This window comes from Enterovirga rhinocerotis, assembly GCF_004363955.1.
Classification (GTDB): domain Bacteria; phylum Pseudomonadota; class Alphaproteobacteria; order Rhizobiales; family Beijerinckiaceae; genus Enterovirga; species Enterovirga rhinocerotis.
In genome coordinates, this window is the sequence record NZ_SNZR01000011.1 from 439,879 (window position 1) to 455,784 (window position 15,906).

A 15,906-nucleotide genomic window follows, 5' to 3' on the forward strand; every position below is an offset into this window, starting at 1 on the left:
GTCCGAGCCGGCCTCAATGCGAGACCGGCAGCGCGCTTTCGGCGAACCGGACCTCGGCCGCCATGGTCCCCTTCGAGCCGTCGCCGTAGCGAACGAGCACGCGGTCGCCGGGCTTCAGCTCCGCGATGCCGTAGCGCCGCAGGGTCTCCATATGCACGAAGATGTCCGGCGAGCCGTCCCCGCGCGTGAGGAAGCCGAAGCCGCGCAGCCGATTGAACCACTTCACCGTGGCCTGTTCCAGCGCGCTGGTCGGCGTCACCGAGACATGGGTGCGCGGCATCGGCAGTTCGGACGGATGGAGCGCGCTCGTCTCGTCCAGCGAGACGACCTTCAGCGCCTGCAGGCCCCGCGGCCGCCGCACCGCCTCGACGACGACCCGCGCGCCTTCGTTAGCGGCCTGGTAACCGTCCTTGCGTAGACAGGTCACGTGCAGGAGGACGTCCGGCAGCCCGTCGTCGCTGGCGATGAAGCCGAAGCCCTTCGCGACGTCGAACCACTTGATCCGGCCGGAAACGCGGATGATTTCGGCCTCGGCGGAGCTGTCCGCCTCGTGGGCCGGCTCGCGGCCGGCATGCTCTACGATACGCTGTTCCGACATCGCCGCCTGCTCGAATCATGAACGCCTGATTCGCCTGTCACGATAGCATCGGGGATCGCCCGCGAAAGCGGCAAGTGAGGCCGTCCACCGTTGTGTCCGGGATGCACGGGACAGCCTGAGTCAATGCGTCGCGGCGAGCGGGCCGAGGATCGCGCCGATCTCGCCGTGCAACACGAGGTCGGCCACGTCGTCGAGCGCCGTCGGGTCGCGGTTGACGATGACGAGCCGGGCGCCGTTGCGCTTGGCGATCTGGGGAAACCCGGCCGCCGGATACACCTGGAGCGACGAGCCGATCGCGATGAAGAGGTCGCAGGCGAGCGTCCAGTCCGCCGCGCGCTGCATGGCGGCCTCGGGCATGGCCTGCCCGAAGGAGATCGTCGCCGATTTGACCGGCTCGCCGCATGCGACGCAGCGCGGGGCGCGGCCGCTCGCCTCGAACTCGGCACGGATCGCGGCGAGCTCATGCCGCCGCCCGCAGCCGAGGCAGGTCGCGTAGGTGCCGTTGCCGTGAAGCTCGACGATCTCGTCGTCCGCGAGCCCCGAATCCTGGTGCAGCCCGTCGATGTTCTGCGTGATCACGCCGGGCGACAATCCCCGATGGACGAGCCGGGCGAGGGCTGCGTGCCCCCGGCCGGGCTTCGCTCCGCGATAGAGGTCGTCCATCGTGAACTTGCGCCGCCACGCTTCGCGGCGAGCATCCTCGCTCGAGACGAACAGCTCGAAATCGATCGGCCGGTTCGCCAACCACGGGCTCCCCGGAGACCGGAAATCGGGAATGCCGCTCTCGGTCGAGATGCCGGCCCCGGTGAAGCTCACGATGACGCGCGAAGCATCGACCCATTCGGCGAGGCGCGACGCGGCGGCGGGATCGGTGGGAGGGGGGATGGTTGCCGACATGATCTGCCTCCTTTAACCGGAACCGCGTTGATTGGTTGCCAGTCGAGGAGCTTCGGCCGCCGGCCGCGTCATGATTCCGGTCACGAATACCGAGCTGGAGGGTCGGGCCCGGTCGGCGCCCCGCATTCCGGCCATCGACATCGCCCGCGGCCTCGCCGTGGTTGCCATGGTCGTCTACCACACCGCCTGGGACCTCTCGACCTTGGCCCTCGTCGATCTCGACGTGACGGGATCGCGCGAATGGAATCTGTTCGCCCGCTCGATCGCGGCGAGCTTCCTGGTCCTCGTCGGAATCGGCCTCGTCCTCGCCCATGGCGACGGCATCCGCTGGCCGCATTTCCTGCGGCGCGTGGCCGTCATCGCGACCGGCGCGCTGGCCATCACGGCCGCCACCGCCTTCTTCTTCCCGTCGAGCTACATCTTCTTCGGCATCCTCCACAACATCGCGCTGTCGAGCCTGATCGCGGTCCCCTTCCTGGCCCTGCCGCCCCTCGTGACGGCGGCGGTGGGTTTGGCGATGCTCTATCTGCCGACCGTCGTCGCGGGCGGCGTGTTCGACACACCGATCCTCGCCTTCCTCGGTCTCGGCCGCATCCCGCCCGTCACCTACGATTGGGTGCCGGTCGTGCCCTGGACGGGCTACGTCCTCGCGGGGATCGCGGTGGCGCGCCTCGTCGCGGGCGTGCTGCCGCGCGGGGAGGGCGGGCGCATCGGGCGCCTCTTCGCGACGCTCGGCCGCTACAGCCTCGTCATCTATCTCCTGCACCAGCCGCTCATCTTCGGCGCTCTGTTCGGGGTGCAGAAGCTCGTCGGACCCAATCCGAGGGCGGAGATCGCCCCCTTCGTGCGGGACTGCACGCAGACCTGTACCGCGTCAGGGCAGGAGGAGGGCTATTGCCGCAGCCGCTGCGAGCGCACCGTCACGTGCACGGCGGATGCCCTGCGCCGCGAGGGCATCTGGGCGGCTGTCCGCGACGGCACCGCCAGCGCCGAGTTCCGCCAGCGGGCCGGCAACCGCCACGCGGAATGCCTCAAGAAGACCCTCGAGGGCGGCTAGAGCGGAGGATCACTCCGCCAGGGCCCCGGCCAGCGTCTTCGCGTTGTGGCGCATGAGGGCGGGATAGGTCGGAGCCGGGCCGCCTTCGGCGGAGAGGGCGTCGGAATAGAGCTTGCCGCCGATCTTCGCCCCGCTCTCGCGCGCGATCTGCTCGATGAGGCGCGGATCGGCGACGTTCTCGAAGAACAGGGCGGGGATCTTGTCCGCCTTCACCTGCCGCACGATGCGGGCGACGTCCTTGGCCGACACGTCCCCCGACCGGGATACGCCGCGCGGGGCGACGAAGCGGATGCCGTAGGCGGCGCCGAAATAGGCGAAGGCGTCGTGATCGGTGATCACGCGCCGGCGCGCCTGCGGGATCCGGGCGATCTCGGCCTTGATCTCGGCGTCGAGCCGGTCGAGTTCTCCGAGATAGCGCGTGGCTTGGGCCTCGAAGACGGCCTTGCCGGCCCCGTCGGCGGCCACCAGCGCGTCGCGGATCGCCGCGACGTAGAGCTTGGCATTGGCGACGCTCTGGAAGGCGTGCGGATCGGCGTCGTGATCGTGGGCATGGCCGTGCGAATGCCCATGGCCGTGGCCATGCCCGTGCGCATGGCCCCCTCCGGGCGCGGCGATCGGCTTGACGCCGCGCGAGGCGACGACGACCGGCGCCTTGCTGCCGGACGCCTTCACGAGGCGGTCCATCCAGCCTTCGAATCCGAGCCCGTTCACGACGACGAGGCGCGCCTGGGCGAGCCGGGCCGCGTCGGCGGGGGAGGGCTCGAAGCCGTGCGCGTCGGCATCGCGCCCGACGAGCGAGGACACCGAGACGCGGTCCCCGCCGATCTCGCGGATGAAGTCGGCGAGGATCGAGAAGCTCGCGACGACGGGGAGCGGCGCGTCCGCCGCAGGCTGCTGGGCCCGGACGCCGGTCGCGGCCAGCAGGCCCGAGGCGAGGAGGATGCGACGTGTGATCGTCATGACGAAACCTCGTGGTCTATCCGCGCAGATGGCCCGCGGCCTGCGCATGGATGAGGGCGCCGCGCCGGCCGAACAGCATCGACAGGAGATAGATCGCCCCCGCGGACAGGATGATCGCAGGCCCCGACGGCAGGCCGGCGTGATAGGACAGCAGCAGGCCCGCGACGCTGGAGAAGGCCGCGATCAGGATCGCGATGCCGATCAGCGGGGCGAGATCGCGCGCCCAGAACCGCGCCGCGACGGCCGGCAGGATCATCAGCCCGACCGCGAGGAGCGTGCCGAGCGCCTGGAAGGCGGCGACGAGGTTCAGCACCGCGACGGCGAGGAAGGACAGATGCGTGAGCGCGCTCGCCCGGCCGGACAGGCGCAGGAACAGCGGATCGACGCATTCGATCACGAGCGGGCGATAGGCCACCGCGAGCCAGCCCAGCGTCACCGTCGCGACCGCGCCGAGCAGCACCAGCGCATCGTCGCCGAGCGCGAGCACGCTGCCGAAGAGGAAATGCAGGAGATCGACGCTCGATCCCCGCATCGAGACGAGGGTCACGCCCGCCGCGAGCGAGAGCAGGTAGAAGGCCGCGAGGCTCGCATCCTCGCGCAGGACCGTGTGGCGGGCGACGAAGCCCGCCCCGAGCGCGACCGCGACGCCCGCGACGAGGCCGCCCGCCGTCATCGCCGGAACGGACAGGCCCGCGACGAGGAAGCCGATCGCCGCGCCCGGCAGGATGGCATGGGCCATCGCGTCGCTCATCAGGCTCATCCTCCGCAGGACGAGAAACACGCCGATCGGCGGCGCCGAGAGCGAGAGCGCGAGGCAGCCGACCAGGGCCCTCCTCATGAAGGCGAATTCGACGAAGGGCCCGAAGACGGCGTCGATCATGCCGCCGCATCCTTGCGATGCGCCGTCGCGTGATCATGCGCATGGCCGTGCGAAGGCCCGTGCCCGTCATCCGCGCAAGGCTCCCGGTCGCTGGACCAGGCCTCGACGAGCTGTCGTGAGCGGACGAGGTTCTCGGGCGTCAGCACCTCCGCCGTCGATCCCCAGGCGACCGGGTTGCGGGCGAGAAGGAGCGTGCGCGGGAAGGCGCGGCGCACCTGATCGAGATCGTGCAGGGCCGCGATCACGGTGCGTCTCTCCCGATGCCAGCCGGTCATGACCGCGAGGAGGTCCTCGCTCGTGCGGGTGTCGACCGCCGCGCAGGGCTCGTCGAGGAGGATCAGCCGCGCATCCTGCACGATGGTCCGTGCGAACAGCGCCCGCTGGAGCTGTCCGCCGGACAGGGTGCCGATCGGCCGGGCCTCGAACCCCGTCAGCGAGACGCGGGCGAGGGCGTCGGCGATCCGGAGTTCCTCCTCGCGCCCCGCCCGCCGCCAGGCGCCGAGGCGCCGCCAGGCTCCGGTCGCGACGAAATCGTGGACGTTGATCGGGAAGCTCGCGTCGATCTCGGCCCGCTGCGGCAGATAGGCGAAGTCGCGCACGGTGCGGCCGCAGAGGTCGAGCCGGCCTCCGAGCGTCGCCACCTGTCCGACGATCCCGTTCAGGAAGGTCGATTTGCCGGCCCCGTTCGGGCCGACGACGGCAAGCAGGTCGCCCTCGTGCACGATGCCGTCGAGGTGATGGACCGCGGGGCGGCGGTCATAGCCGAGCGTCAGGTCATGGAAGACGAGCGCCGGAGAGCCGGCGGAGGTCACGCGAGGCCGAGGCCTATCGCCGCCCAGAGCAGAACCGTGCCGACGCCTGCGATCGCGAGTCGGCCGGCGAGCCCCATCCGCATCAGCGAGGCAGGCAGCCGGGGGGCCGCGCGCACCTGCGCCGGTGCTCGCGGATGGGCGAGCGCGCCCATGGCGGAGCCCTGGGAGAGGCTCACGCTCCGGGCGGGGCTCTTGGCGAGAGTGACCATGACGGCTCGGGATGATATCGTGAAATCCGTCACTATGTTATGTTGTAACGCTCACGGTTTCAATCCCGCGGGATCGGATCGGGAGGGCGAGAGAGAACGGCAGGATCGAGACGGGAGATGCCTGACCCCCATCGACACGACCACGACCACGACCATCACCATGCCCATGCCGGACACGACCACGGGCCGTGTGGGCATTCCGATCCGGCGGCCTTCATGCGGCACGCGGAGGAGATCTGCCGCGCGAAAGGCACCCAGCTCACGCCCCTGCGCCGGCGCGTGCTGGAAGCGCTCGCCGCGGCGGAGAGGCCGCTCGGCGCCTATGATCTCGTCGAGCGGCTCGGCCGCGAACGACGCATCGCGCCGATTTCGGTCTATCGCGTGCTCGACGTCCTGATCGAGGCGGGCCTGATCCACCGGATCGCGACGCGCAACACCTATCTGCCGTGCAACCACGCGCACGAATCCCATGCCGCGACGGTGTTCCTCGTCTGCTCCTCCTGCGGGGGGGTCGACGAGGTGACGTCGGACGAGATCGCCGCGAGCCTCACCGGAACCGCCGCGGCCACCGGCTTCCGTCCCGGGGCGCGGGCGGTCGAGGTCGAAGGCGAATGCGCCGGCTGTCAGGCCGCGGCCTCTCCGCGGTGAGAGCGTAAGGCCCGGCTGAGGTCGATCTTCGGCTGCTCGGCCGGGGGCGAGAGAGGGGGCTCCTGCCCCGTCTTCGGCGTCAGCCGCGCCCAGGAAGGGCGCTCGTAGAGGAAGCCGAAGCGCGTGCCGCGCACCAGCCGCTCGCAGAGGAGCGGGAACAGGACTGCGACCAGGGTCACGATCGCCGCGACGATGCCCGGATCGGAGATGACCTCGTAGCGTGTCAGCAGAAGGCGCGTGAAGGCCATCGGCAGGAAGAAGGTCAGGTAGATCGCGATCGATTTCGAGCCCGCATAGCGCAGTGGCTCGGCAACGCGTGCCCGGGTCAGGAGCACGCCGATCACGACGATGGCCGCCGCTCCCGCAAGGCCGAGCAGAAGGGAGATGCCCGGCAGTTCGGCAAGGGTCGTGGCGCCGAGGAAGGATGCCGGCGTGAAGGCGAGACCTCCGTTGATCACCGCCCAGATGCCGAGGCCGGCGAGAGACGCGGCGACGTGCGTTCGCGCGAATTCGGCGAGCCGGAAGATGCGGTCCGCGAACAGGTAGCCCGCGAGGAAGAAGACCCAGCGCTCGCAGAACTCGTCGATCAGAAGATAGCCGGTCTCGATCGGTGCCATCTGGAGCAGGGCCGCGGCGGCGAGAACGACGAGCCCGGGCACCGGCCGCAGCAGCTTCGTGACGACCGAGAACACGGCCAGCAGATAGACGAACCACAGCGTCGAGAAGGGCTCGACCATCGAGACGGCGAGGTGCTGGAGGAACCCGACGATCGTCCCGTCCGAGACCTGGCTGAACTTCACGGCCGACTGGATGACGAGCCACAGCACGTAGAAATAGGCGAAGTGGAGGACGCGCTTGTCCGCATAGACCCGCCAGGGCCGATCGATCACGCGCGAGAGGAACAGGCCCGAGAGCAGGAAGAAATCGGGCATGCGGAACGGCTTCGAGAAGGCCACCGCCCAATGCATGAAGCCTTCGCGCCCCATGGCGGCTTCGACGCCGAGCGTGGCATGCATCATCACGACGAGGACGATGCAGATGCCTTTCGCCGTATCGACCCAGTCGAGGCGCGGCGCGGCCCCCGTCGGCACGACGGGTCCGAGGGGCCGGCCCTCCGGCGGCCGATCGCCGCCTTGCGGGGCGTAGCTCACGATCTCCATGGGGACGGGAGCCTAGACGTCAAACCTTCCGCGAGGGTTATCGGAACCACCGAATGCGCGCGGTATTTGAGGCGAATTGTCGAGGACCGGTTCGTTTCAGGCCGGCTCGCGCGGCCGGATCGGGCGCCCCGCGACCTGCCGCCGGGCGATGACCGATCGAGATCGACCGCCACCGCTCGCGGCATGAAAAGCCCGGTCGGCCGATGGCACGCGCTCAGTCTTTGGCGATCCCGCCTGAATCCCCGGTTGGCCGCCCACGAAAAGCCTGCCGCATTCCGAACAACGCGCCGGCGAGCCGAGCCCACAGGCGACGGCCGAAGACCGAGCCGGACGACATCGGACCGCGCGGCTCGACGATTGGGGCGTCGATGGGGTCGTCGGCAACCGGCTTCGTCACCTCGACGAATGCCGCATCGGCCGTTGTGGTGCCGACATTCGCGCTTGGCCGCTCGTGACTTCCGCGAGGCGGCAATCCCAGTCGGTCGGAGATGACGATCAGGAGATCATCCGCCAAATCGGGCGGCAGCAGCGCCAGACATCGATGCGTCACGAAGATTGCGTCGGCGCCATACCGCTCGATCCGTTCCGGGGAACCTTCGGTCTGAACGAGTGACTGTAGCCTGCTGGCCATCGCCGCGGCCCGTTGAGGATCTCTGCCCGACCAGTACCACATCAGCATCGCAGCGATCGGCCAGGAGGCCTCGGCGTGATGGGTCGCCTCATCCTCTTCGGCGGGCGTCAGGTCCTTTCTTGCGCGCTGCGCGAGATTGACGTGGGTATAGATCCAGGCCTCCGAATGCAGCTCGATCGTGCGCTGCGCAACGCCAGTCGCGTCGCCTTCGGCGCGTTGCGTAACGAAGCCGTTCTCCGCCAGGTACTGAAGCAACGGCTCGAACTCCACCACCTGCGGCAGAACGCGCCACATGGAGGTGAGCGGGACCTCGCGCCCGCCCGAGCTCAAGCACTGAATGAAGGTGGTGGGCGCCCCAGCCACAACGGCGCTCAGGAAGTATTCTCTCATTGGCAGCCCATCGACAAACATATGAAGATGCGGCCGATGCAGCGAGAATAAGATATTGTGCATGGCTGTGCCGCTGCAGCCAAATATGTGCCTGTGGGAGTTGAAGACCTTGATTTGCTCCTCGAAGCTCATCGTCTCCGGATGGGCGATGGCGAAGCCGTTGTCCGACAGGATTTTTTCGAGAGCGGCCTCTCCAATGGTTTGCCGATAGCTGCTCGAGAGCTTGTTTCTGCTGATATAGAGCGGCTGATCGCTCACTTGGTCTGGACCATGTTCGCCCAGCACTCTTCGAGCCGCATCGCGGTAGAGTTCACCTGTCCGATCATGGGCCCAATGGGCGAGTTCCGAGATCGCTTCCGGGACGTGCACGCGCCGCAGGAGGGTCGCTTCTGTCGGAAAGAGCAGGCGCTCGGGATCGATGCCGAAAGCCGACAGAACCTTGCGCTGGACCGCGGTGGTTCCCCTGCCGTTGAACACGATGGGTAGCGACGGGTCGAATTGGGCGATGGCCCAAAGTCGGCACGGTGTCTCCAGGATGAAGTGTCCGTACTGACCGAAGATCCAGCCGCCGTAGATCACGTCCTGCGCCAGAACCTGCGCGGGCTTGACCTGCATCGGCTTCGGCCAACGGCGGCCGGAAGCCTCCGCGATCACGCTGCCGTCCTCATGCAGAAGGCCGCCGCGGTCACCCGGACCTCCGTTGGTCACGGCGACGGAATCCGGCACGAAAATCAGGTCTTCCAGCGTGCTCACGCGCAACTCGTGCGAGCGGATACCCAATCGGTTGACCATGTCCCGAATATGGTTGACGTCTTGATCAAGAAACCGAAAGGAGAATGCATCGCCGCTGAGATTTTTCTCACCGCGTTTGATTGCTAACTCGCTTGCGTTTCTTCGCCTCGTGTTGCCATTTTGCGCTGCGCCGAGCTTGTCGAAGGCGGCAGCCTGGAGATCATGGGCCAGATCGGCCGGCAGCGACGTCAGAGAGCGGCGCATCGCCAGGATCGTGTCGGCGCCGTATCGCTCGATCCTCTCCGGCGATTGTTCGGCCTCGACGAGCGTCAGCAGCTTGCCCGCGAGTGCCTCTACACGCTGCTGGTCTCGGTCCAGCGAGTACCACATCAGCGCCGCGGCAACCGGCCACGAGCCTTCCGCATACTGGACAGCCTCATCCTCCTCGGTCGATGTCAGCGGTTCTTTGCTTCGCTTCGCGAGAATGATGCGGGAGAATACCCACGCTTCGGAATGCAGAGCTGTCGCGTGATCGGAAACATAGGCCGTGTCGTTGCGGGATATTTCGGTGATGAACCGATGCTCTGTCAGATATTGCAGAAGTGGCCAGAATTCAATCAGTTGCGGGAGCAGGCGATGGGCGGCGGTTCGTGAGTCCTTGTGCTTCCCTGAGCTTAGACATTGAATGAAGGTGGTTGGTGCCTCCGCAATAGCGGACGTCAGAAAAAACTCCCTCGGTGGTAGCCCATCGACGAAGATATGCAGATGCGGTCGGTGAAGTGAGAACAGGGCGTTATGAAGCGCGGTGCCGCATGTGCCGAAGATGTGCTTGTGGGAATTGAAGAGCTTGATTTGATCGGCAACGCTCATCGTTTCCGGATGAGCGATGGCAAATCCGTTTTCGGTCAGGATGCTCTCGAGTTCCGACTCGCCGATCGTCTGGCGATGGCTGCTGGATAGCTTGTTTCTGCTGATATAGAGGGGCTGATCGCTGATGTGGTCGACGGCACATTCACCCAGAACCCGTCGTGCTGCGTCGCGGTAGAACCCGCCAGTCCGATCATGAGCCCAGTGGGTCAGTTCCGCGATCGGCTCCGGGATATGCACGCGCCGTAGCCGGGTCGGTTCGGTCAGGACGATCAGGCGCTCGGGATCGATGCCGAAGACCGAGAGAAGCTGATGCTGGGTCGAGGTGAAGGCCTGCACGTTGAACACGATGGGCAGGGACGGGTCGAATTGCGCGGCGGCCCAAAGGCGGCACAGCGACTCGAGGAGGAAGACTCCGTAATGGCCGAAGACCCGTCCGCCGTAGATGACGTCCTGGTCTACGACCGTCGTGGGCGTGACGGGCATCGGCTTCGGCCAGCGCCGGCCGGCGGCCTCTGTGACCACGCTGCCGTCACCGTGAAGAAGCCCGCCGCGGTCGCCTGCGCGCCCGTTGGCCGCTGCGACGGCATCCGGAACGAAGATCGCATCGTCCAGCGTCTTCACGCGCAGTTCGTGTGATCGAACGCCCAGGCGGCGAACCACCTCCCGCATGTGGCCGAGTTCGTGATCCAGATAACGAAAGGAAAACTGATCTCCGCTCAGCTTTCTCTCGGCATTCCTGCCCATCGCCGCGTTCCGCTCCGTTTTGGTCGAGGCTTTGGTGCCCCTTGTCGGAGAGCGCTATAGTGTCGCGGGCGTGGGCGCAACTTGTTGTTGCTCCTCGGCGGCCGGACAGGGGCGTGGGCTCGAGCGAGTTCTGCTGATCCGGAAGGTGAGCCGTAGCCGAGGGCTCGATGGGTGAGCTCCGTTGTGATGCGCACCAGTCAGGGACCCAGCCGGCGGTGTTGGCCTCCGCTATGGGGCTGGATTCGACGCAGCCACGTTTGGCTGTACGGCCGAAGGCTCCCGCCATCCCGTTTGCCGGCTGGCGATCAGCGTCATTCGAGGCGCGACAGTGATCCACATCGCCATCGACCGCATCGTCCTACGCCGCGTCGCCCGCCCCGCAGTATGTCCAAGAGGACTCTGGGATGGCCGTCTTCGGCACAGGGGTGCCGACCGGGACGTCCGTCCGGCCCGATGATCGGCGTGGATCGATGTGTTTTCGCGGGCTTCCGCCCGCGCGCTCAGATGACGATGTCGAAATGCGCGGCGGTGAGGGTGGGGTTGGTCGTGAGGACGGCGATGAGCTGCGGTGCCTCGTCCCGGCCGGAGCCGTCGGCATCGTAATAGAGATGCCCCTTGCTCTCGACATAGAGGAAGCGATCCGTCGCGCTCGTCGCCCGCCCGGTCGTGCTCAGCACGAATTGCTCGGGCGTGAGCTCGTCCCCGGCGATCAGGCCGCCGCCGAAGAGCGAGGCGCTGATCTGGAGCATGTCCTCGGCCGCCGCGAAATCGCGGATCATGTCGCGGTCGGCCGTCGTCGCGGTGAGGACGAAGGTGTCGGCGCCGATCCCGCCATAGAGGTTGTCGATGCCCGCGCCGCCGATCAGCGTGTCGTTGCCCGCGCCGCCTCGCAGCGTGTCGCGCCCGCCCCCGCCGAAGAGGACGTTGTCGCCCCCGTTGCCCTGGATCAGGTTGTCGAGGTTGTTGCCGGTCGCGGTGGTGACGCCGTCGCGCAGGATCAGCCGCTCGACCGAGACGCTGTGGGCGAGGACGTAGCCGTCGACGCCCAGCATGGCGGTGTCGTAGCCCTCGCCGGCGACCTCGAGGATGACGTCGCCGCGATCGTCGATGTAGTAGGTGTCGTTGCCGGTGCCGCCGATGAGGGTGTCGGCGCCTGCCCGCCCGTCGAGCCTGTCGTTGCCCGCTCCGCCCCAAAGCGTGTTCGTGCCGGCATTGCCCATCAGGATGTTGTCGAGCTCGTTGCCATAGCCGATGAGATCGGCGCTTCCCATCAGGAACAAGTTTTCGACGTTGTCGCGGAGCACGTAGTTCGCGAGCGTCGTGCGGACCTGGTCGATCCCTTCGCCGGCGAGTTCCACGACGACGTCGTTCACATTGTCGACATAGTAGATGTCGTTGCCGGTGCCGCCCGTCATCGTGTCGGCCCCGAGGCCGCCATCGAGGCGGTCATCGCCCGCGCCGCCGCTGAGGCTGTCCGCAGCCGAGCCGCCGATCAGGATGTCGCCGAAATCGCCGCCGACGAGCGTGCCGGTGCCTGTGTTCCCTGCGAGGCTGATCAGAAAACCCCGGTCGGTCGCGGTGATCGAGTTATCGACGAACGGGGCGGCGACGCCGTCGTCGTAGGTCATGGCGGAGTCAGGGTGAGCGCCCTGCTGGTATCGAGGCGATTGATCGTAGCGTCCGACGTAAACCGAGCGTGAGGGAAAGCCGCCGTTAATCCAGTTCGTAGCGCTGTTCGGATTGATGTCTCCGCCGAGCGTGAAGTTGACAAACATGATTGCCCATCCTCGCGCGTCGCTATGATGGTTGCGCGCCCATGTGCCCGGAACCGAACGAACCAGCCATCAGATGCGGATGATCTCTCTCGTTCATCGCGATTTTGATACGGTTCTTCTCATGCTGGCAAGGGCGGGGAGGGGTGCGATGGCGTCCGCTCCCCTTCAGGGAGCGAGCGTTGTCCTTCACATCCACGCGCGATGGCCTCAGGACGGGAGCAGTCGGAGGCATCGTGATGATGCTGGTCGGCGTTTTGCTTTTTGCCGTCAACGATACGCTCGGCACGTTTCTCCTCGGCACCTATGCGGTGGGCCAGCTCATGCTGGGGATCGAGCCTGCTGCTCGGTGGAGGTGAGCCGTTGTTGAGGGCTTGATGGGGCGAGCACCGTTGTGACGCGGGCCGGCCAGGAACCGAGTGCTGCCTTGGCTGAGTTTTCTCGCGGCAGGCTGGCAGGTTATGCGCCGCCAGCTCCACGGTGTCGGTGCGCGGCCCGAGGAAGATTTCGGCGGCCTCGGGGCGAAAGGGCCTCGCTCTCCATCATGCCGAGATCGCAGCAGGGGGAGGGCGATGGCTCTCGCGAGCGATTGTGCGGCGCCGCCGCCCGAGCCGGCCCCGCCTTCCCGCGGCCTGCTCTAGCCGTGGCTCTCCAGCCGGCGCTCGTGGGCGTAGCGCACGAGGGCCAGCGCCCGATAGATGCCGTGCACGAACTTGCCGTAGGGCATCGTCAGGAAGAGCGCGAAGACGACGCCGAGATGCACGGCTAGCATCACGCCCATGGCGGGCGTCGCACGCAGGACGAGCAGGAGCAGGCCGGTCAGGCTGGTCAGGAACAGCATCGCGATGAAGGCGACGTCCATCCCGAGACGCGTCTCGTCGATGAGATCCGGCTCGCGCCGCCACTTCGCGGCGAGGAGGCCGGCCGGGCCGATCAGAAGACCGATGCCGCCGACCGTGCCGAGCACCACCGGCAGGTCGTACCAGGGATACGGCGCCTCCAGGCCGAGGAGGTAATGGTAGAGCGTCGCCGTCGAGGTGGCGGCGAAGCAGAGCATGAAGCCGTAGAAGGTCAGGTGATGATAGAGGCGCCGCGCATCGCTCGGCTTCTCGTCGTCGTTCATGCAGCCGACCCCGCCGCCGTCGAGATAGCGCAGGCTCCCGGCGTCCTTGACCGCCTGCCAGATCGACGCCCAATCGGTGATCGCGGCGCGCGGCGCGGCGATGTCGCGCCAGAAGGCGCGGATGCCGAGGGCGATCGCGACGACGGCATAGAGCGAGACCGCGCCGAACAGGGCGACCATCGTGTTGTGCGGCATCAGCCGGTAGAAGGCACCGGGACCCGTATGGGTGCCGAACAGGGTCGCCGCGTCGTGCCAGGCGGCGAAGCCGATGATGAAGGCGGCGACGCCGAAGGCGGCCGCGAGCGCGATGAAGAGCCCGTTCCGCGCGAAGACGCCCGCCAGCGCGCCCGGCCAGACATAGTGCGCGTAGCTGTCGTTGCGGACCTTCGCCAGCACCTTCGGCACGTTGACGTCGAATTCGTGCGGCGGAGAGAACTGGCAATCCCAGTAGCAGGCCCCGCAATTGTGACAGAGATTGGCGAGGTAGTTGAGGTCGCCGTCCGGAAAGGCCCGGCGCATCTCCATGGCCGGGAAGACGGCGCACAACCCCTCGCAATAGCGGCAGGAATTGCAGACCGTCATCAGGCGGTCGGCCTCGGCGAGCGAGGCCGTGGCGTGGTTCGGCACCGAGCCTGCGGTCGCGGTGCGCTCAGCGAAGAGTGCTTCAGACATCGGTCGCTTCCTTCGCCGCGATGGTTCCCTGGGCTCGATTTCCGCGGGCGGTCCGCGCCGCCTCACGCCCTGCGATGCGGCCGAAGACGCCGCCGATCGTCATGCCGATCCCGGCCGCGTAGCCCTCGCCGAGAACGTTGCCGGCCATGATCTCTCCGGCCGCGAACATGTTCGCGGAGGGGCGGCCATCCGCCATCAGGATCTGCGCCTCCTCGTTCACGCGCGTGCCGAGATAGGTGAAGGTGATGCCGGGGCGGACGGGGTAGGCGTAGAACGGAGCCTCCTCGATGCGCCTTGCCCAATGGGTCTTCGGCGGGTCGAGCCCGTCGGTCCGGCAATCGTCGAGGACCTTGTCGTCGAAGGTCCCCGGCTGCACGGCCGCGTTGAATCCGTCCACCGTCTCGCGAAGCGCGGCGGGCTCGAGCCCGAGCTTCTCGGCGAGGCCCTCGATCGTCGACGCCGAGATCGGCGGGAAGAGCGAGGGCATGAACAGCTTGAGCGAGGAGGCGTCGAAGATGATGTAGGCGATCTGATCGGGCTGGGCCGCGACGAGGCGCCCCCAGATGGCGTAGCGCTTCGGCCAGATGTCCTCGCCCTCGTCATAGAAGCGCTGGGCGTGCTTGTTCACGACGATGCCGAAGACGACGCAATCGAGCCGCGTGATGATGCCGCCGTCGTATTTCGGCGCCCGCGCATCGATCGCGACGGCGTGGCACTGGGTCGGATCGCCGACCTCCTGGACGCCCGCGTCGAGAAGCAGGCGAAGGATGGTGCCCTTGTTGTTCCGTGTGCCGCGGATCAGGAAGTTCTCGGCGGCCTCGCCCCAGTAGCGCTTCAGCCATTCGATGTTGGATTCGAAGCCGCCCGCCGCCGCGACCAGCGCCTTCGCGCGCAAGGTCTCGCCGTTGACGGTCGCGGACAGGAACATGCCGTCCGCGATCTCGAGCGCCGTGACCTCGGCCTCGTAGCGGATCTCGACGCCGAGCGTCTCGGCGGTGCGATAGAGCGCATTCAGCATGGCGCGGCCGCCGCCGAGGAAGAACGAGTTGGTGCGCCCGAGCGAGAGCGTGCCGCCGAGCGAGGGCTGCCAGCGCACGCCCTGCTCCTCGATCCAGGTCAGCATCGTCTTCGACTCGCGGATCATGTGGCGCGCGAGATCCTGATCGGTGCGGCCCTTCGTGACCCGCATCAGGTCCTCGAAGAACTCCTCCTCGGTGTAGGGCCCGGAGAGGCTCTCGGTCGCCGCGTCGTGGGCGCAGCGCATGTTGCGGGTATGGCGCGTGTTGCCGCCCCGCCAGAAGGCGTCAGACGCCTCGAGCACCAGAACGCGCGCGCCTTCGCGGCGGGCGCTGATGGCGGCGCAGAGGGCGGCGTTCCCGCCCCCGATCACGAGGACGTCGTACGAGGTTTCGTCGGAGGGCATGTGGGGGCGGTGGGGGATCGTGGGGGAGCCCGTTGGGGCGACTAGTATGCAAGTGTATACATATATATCTTAGAACGTGTCAAGACTGGATCGGCGTAGGTGCGGGCGTCTCCATCCCGATGTCTTCGAGATGCGGCGTCGCCGTTCGCCGGGTGGTGTTCACCGCCGTCGGCCCGGCCGAACACGAGCGTCCGATCATCCACAAGGCATGATGAAGCGTTTCATATTTTTGCGCTTTCGCTCGCCTCGTGGCGTATCGTGGCGTCTTGACGAGGTGCGAGATGGGTCCTCGGCGGCGTTGATTGCGCAGGGATTTGCGGGGCCCGCT

General features: G+C 67.3%; 14 protein-coding genes. 3 read left to right on the forward strand and 11 right to left on the reverse strand.

Annotated elements, in window-relative coordinates; genetic code table 11:
• Nucleotides 1–13: 13 nt before the first annotated feature.
• Nucleotides 14–598, reverse strand: coding sequence for a cold-shock protein (locus EV668_RS02675; protein ID WP_133768301.1), 585 nt, complete (start codon nucleotides 596–598; stop codon nucleotides 14–16).
• Nucleotides 599–718: 120 nt separating this feature from the next.
• Nucleotides 719–1,495, reverse strand: a complete 777-nt coding sequence (locus EV668_RS02680; protein WP_133768302.1) for an SIR2 family NAD-dependent protein deacylase — start codon at nucleotides 1,493–1,495, stop codon at nucleotides 719–721.
• A gap of 70 nt (nucleotides 1,496–1,565) precedes the next feature.
• On the opposite strand from EV668_RS02680, the gene EV668_RS02685 reads away from it, so the two are divergent.
• Nucleotides 1,566–2,552, forward strand: a complete 987-nt coding sequence (locus EV668_RS02685) for a heparan-alpha-glucosaminide N-acetyltransferase (protein WP_133768303.1) — start codon at nucleotides 1,566–1,568, stop codon at nucleotides 2,550–2,552.
• A gap of 9 nt (nucleotides 2,553–2,561) precedes the next feature.
• Here the strand turns inward: EV668_RS02685 and EV668_RS02690 are convergent, their stop codons facing one another.
• From EV668_RS02690 to EV668_RS02705, 4 genes are read right to left on the reverse strand one after another with little or no spacing between them, the layout of a single operon-like run.
• On the reverse strand, nucleotides 2,562–3,512 hold the full coding sequence (locus EV668_RS02690; RefSeq protein ID WP_133768304.1) for a metal ABC transporter solute-binding protein, Zn/Mn family: 951 nt from the start codon (nucleotides 3,510–3,512) through the stop codon (nucleotides 2,562–2,564).
• Between the two features lie 16 nt (nucleotides 3,513–3,528).
• Nucleotides 3,529–4,392, reverse strand: coding sequence for a metal ABC transporter permease (locus tag EV668_RS02695; protein WP_133768305.1), 864 nt, complete (start codon nucleotides 4,390–4,392; stop codon nucleotides 3,529–3,531).
• Entirely contained in the window at nucleotides 4,389–5,204 is an 816-nt protein-coding gene (locus tag EV668_RS02700) for a metal ABC transporter ATP-binding protein (RefSeq protein WP_133768306.1), read from the reverse strand. Before EV668_RS02700 ends, EV668_RS02695 begins: the two co-directional genes overlap by 4 nt.
• Nucleotides 5,201–5,413: a hypothetical protein gene (locus EV668_RS02705; RefSeq protein ID WP_133768307.1), complete on the reverse strand. Its 213-nt coding sequence runs from the start codon at nucleotides 5,411–5,413 to the stop codon at nucleotides 5,201–5,203. The genes EV668_RS02700 and EV668_RS02705 overlap by 4 nt, the downstream gene beginning before the upstream one ends.
• Nucleotides 5,414–5,530: 117 nt before the next feature.
• Here EV668_RS02705 and EV668_RS02710 point away from each other — a divergent pair, with 117 nt between their 5' ends.
• Nucleotides 5,531–6,061: a Fur family transcriptional regulator gene (locus tag EV668_RS02710; RefSeq protein ID WP_245512790.1), complete on the forward strand. Its 531-nt coding sequence runs from the start codon at nucleotides 5,531–5,533 to the stop codon at nucleotides 6,059–6,061.
• Here EV668_RS02710 and EV668_RS02715 read toward each other — a convergent pair.
• The 3 genes from EV668_RS02715 to EV668_RS25545 form a co-directional block, all read right to left on the reverse strand.
• Nucleotides 6,037–7,152, reverse strand: a complete 1,116-nt coding sequence (locus EV668_RS02715) for an acyltransferase family protein (protein WP_245513031.1) — start codon at nucleotides 7,150–7,152, stop codon at nucleotides 6,037–6,039. The two genes, EV668_RS02710 and EV668_RS02715, sit on opposite strands and share 25 nt — an antisense overlap.
• A gap of 283 nt (nucleotides 7,153–7,435) precedes the next feature.
• Entirely contained in the window at nucleotides 7,436–10,588 is a 3,153-nt protein-coding gene (locus tag EV668_RS02720) for a glycosyltransferase family 61 protein (RefSeq protein WP_133768309.1), read from the reverse strand.
• Between the two features lie 500 nt (nucleotides 10,589–11,088).
• Nucleotides 11,089–12,216, reverse strand: coding sequence for a calcium-binding protein (locus EV668_RS25545; RefSeq protein ID WP_166652316.1), 1,128 nt, complete (start codon nucleotides 12,214–12,216; stop codon nucleotides 11,089–11,091).
• Nucleotides 12,217–12,596: 380 nt separating this feature from the next.
• On the opposite strand from EV668_RS25545, the gene EV668_RS25550 reads away from it, so the two are divergent.
• A complete protein-coding gene (locus tag EV668_RS25550) occupies nucleotides 12,597–12,719 on the forward strand; it encodes a hypothetical protein (RefSeq protein WP_280960082.1) in 123 nt (40 codons plus the stop codon).
• Nucleotides 12,720–12,997: 278 nt separating this feature from the next.
• Here EV668_RS25550 and tcuB read toward each other — a convergent pair whose 3' ends face one another.
• A complete protein-coding gene (gene tcuB, locus EV668_RS02735) occupies nucleotides 12,998–14,155 on the reverse strand; it encodes a tricarballylate utilization 4Fe-4S protein TcuB (RefSeq protein WP_133768311.1) in 1,158 nt (385 codons plus the stop codon).
• A complete protein-coding gene (tcuA, locus tag EV668_RS02740; RefSeq protein WP_133768312.1) occupies nucleotides 14,148–15,578 on the reverse strand; it encodes an FAD-dependent tricarballylate dehydrogenase TcuA in 1,431 nt (476 codons plus the stop codon). Before tcuA ends, tcuB begins: the two co-directional genes overlap by 8 nt.
• Nucleotides 15,579–15,906 lie beyond the last annotated feature (328 nt).

Bases quoted from the DNA above. Each gene is read 5' to 3' on its own strand.
- EV668_RS02675 (WP_133768301.1), bottom strand. From the start codon at position 598: ATGTCGGAACAGCGTATCGTAGAGCATGCCGGCCGCGAGCCGGCCCAC.
- EV668_RS02680 (WP_133768302.1), bottom strand. From the start codon at position 1,495: ATGTCGGCAACCATCCCCCCTCCCACCGATCCCGCCGCCGCGTCGCGC.
- EV668_RS02685 (WP_133768303.1), top strand. From the start codon at position 1,566: ATGATTCCGGTCACGAATACCGAGCTGGAGGGTCGGGCCCGGTCGGCG.
- EV668_RS02690 (WP_133768304.1), bottom strand. From the start codon at position 3,512: ATGACGATCACACGTCGCATCCTCCTCGCCTCGGGCCTGCTGGCCGCG.
- EV668_RS02695 (WP_133768305.1), bottom strand. From the start codon at position 4,392: ATGATCGACGCCGTCTTCGGGCCCTTCGTCGAATTCGCCTTCATGAGG.
- EV668_RS02705 (WP_133768307.1), bottom strand. From the start codon at position 5,413: ATGGTCACTCTCGCCAAGAGCCCCGCCCGGAGCGTGAGCCTCTCCCAG.
- EV668_RS02710 (WP_245512790.1), top strand. From the start codon at position 5,531: ATGCCTGACCCCCATCGACACGACCACGACCACGACCATCACCATGCC.
- EV668_RS02720 (WP_133768309.1), bottom strand. From the start codon at position 10,588: ATGGGCAGGAATGCCGAGAGAAAGCTGAGCGGAGATCAGTTTTCCTTT.
- EV668_RS25545 (WP_166652316.1), bottom strand. From the start codon at position 12,216: ATGACCTACGACGACGGCGTCGCCGCCCCGTTCGTCGATAACTCGATC.
- tcuB (WP_133768311.1), bottom strand. From the start codon at position 14,155: ATGTCTGAAGCACTCTTCGCTGAGCGCACCGCGACCGCAGGCTCGGTG.
- tcuA (WP_133768312.1), bottom strand. From the start codon at position 15,578: ATGCCCTCCGACGAAACCTCGTACGACGTCCTCGTGATCGGGGGCGGG.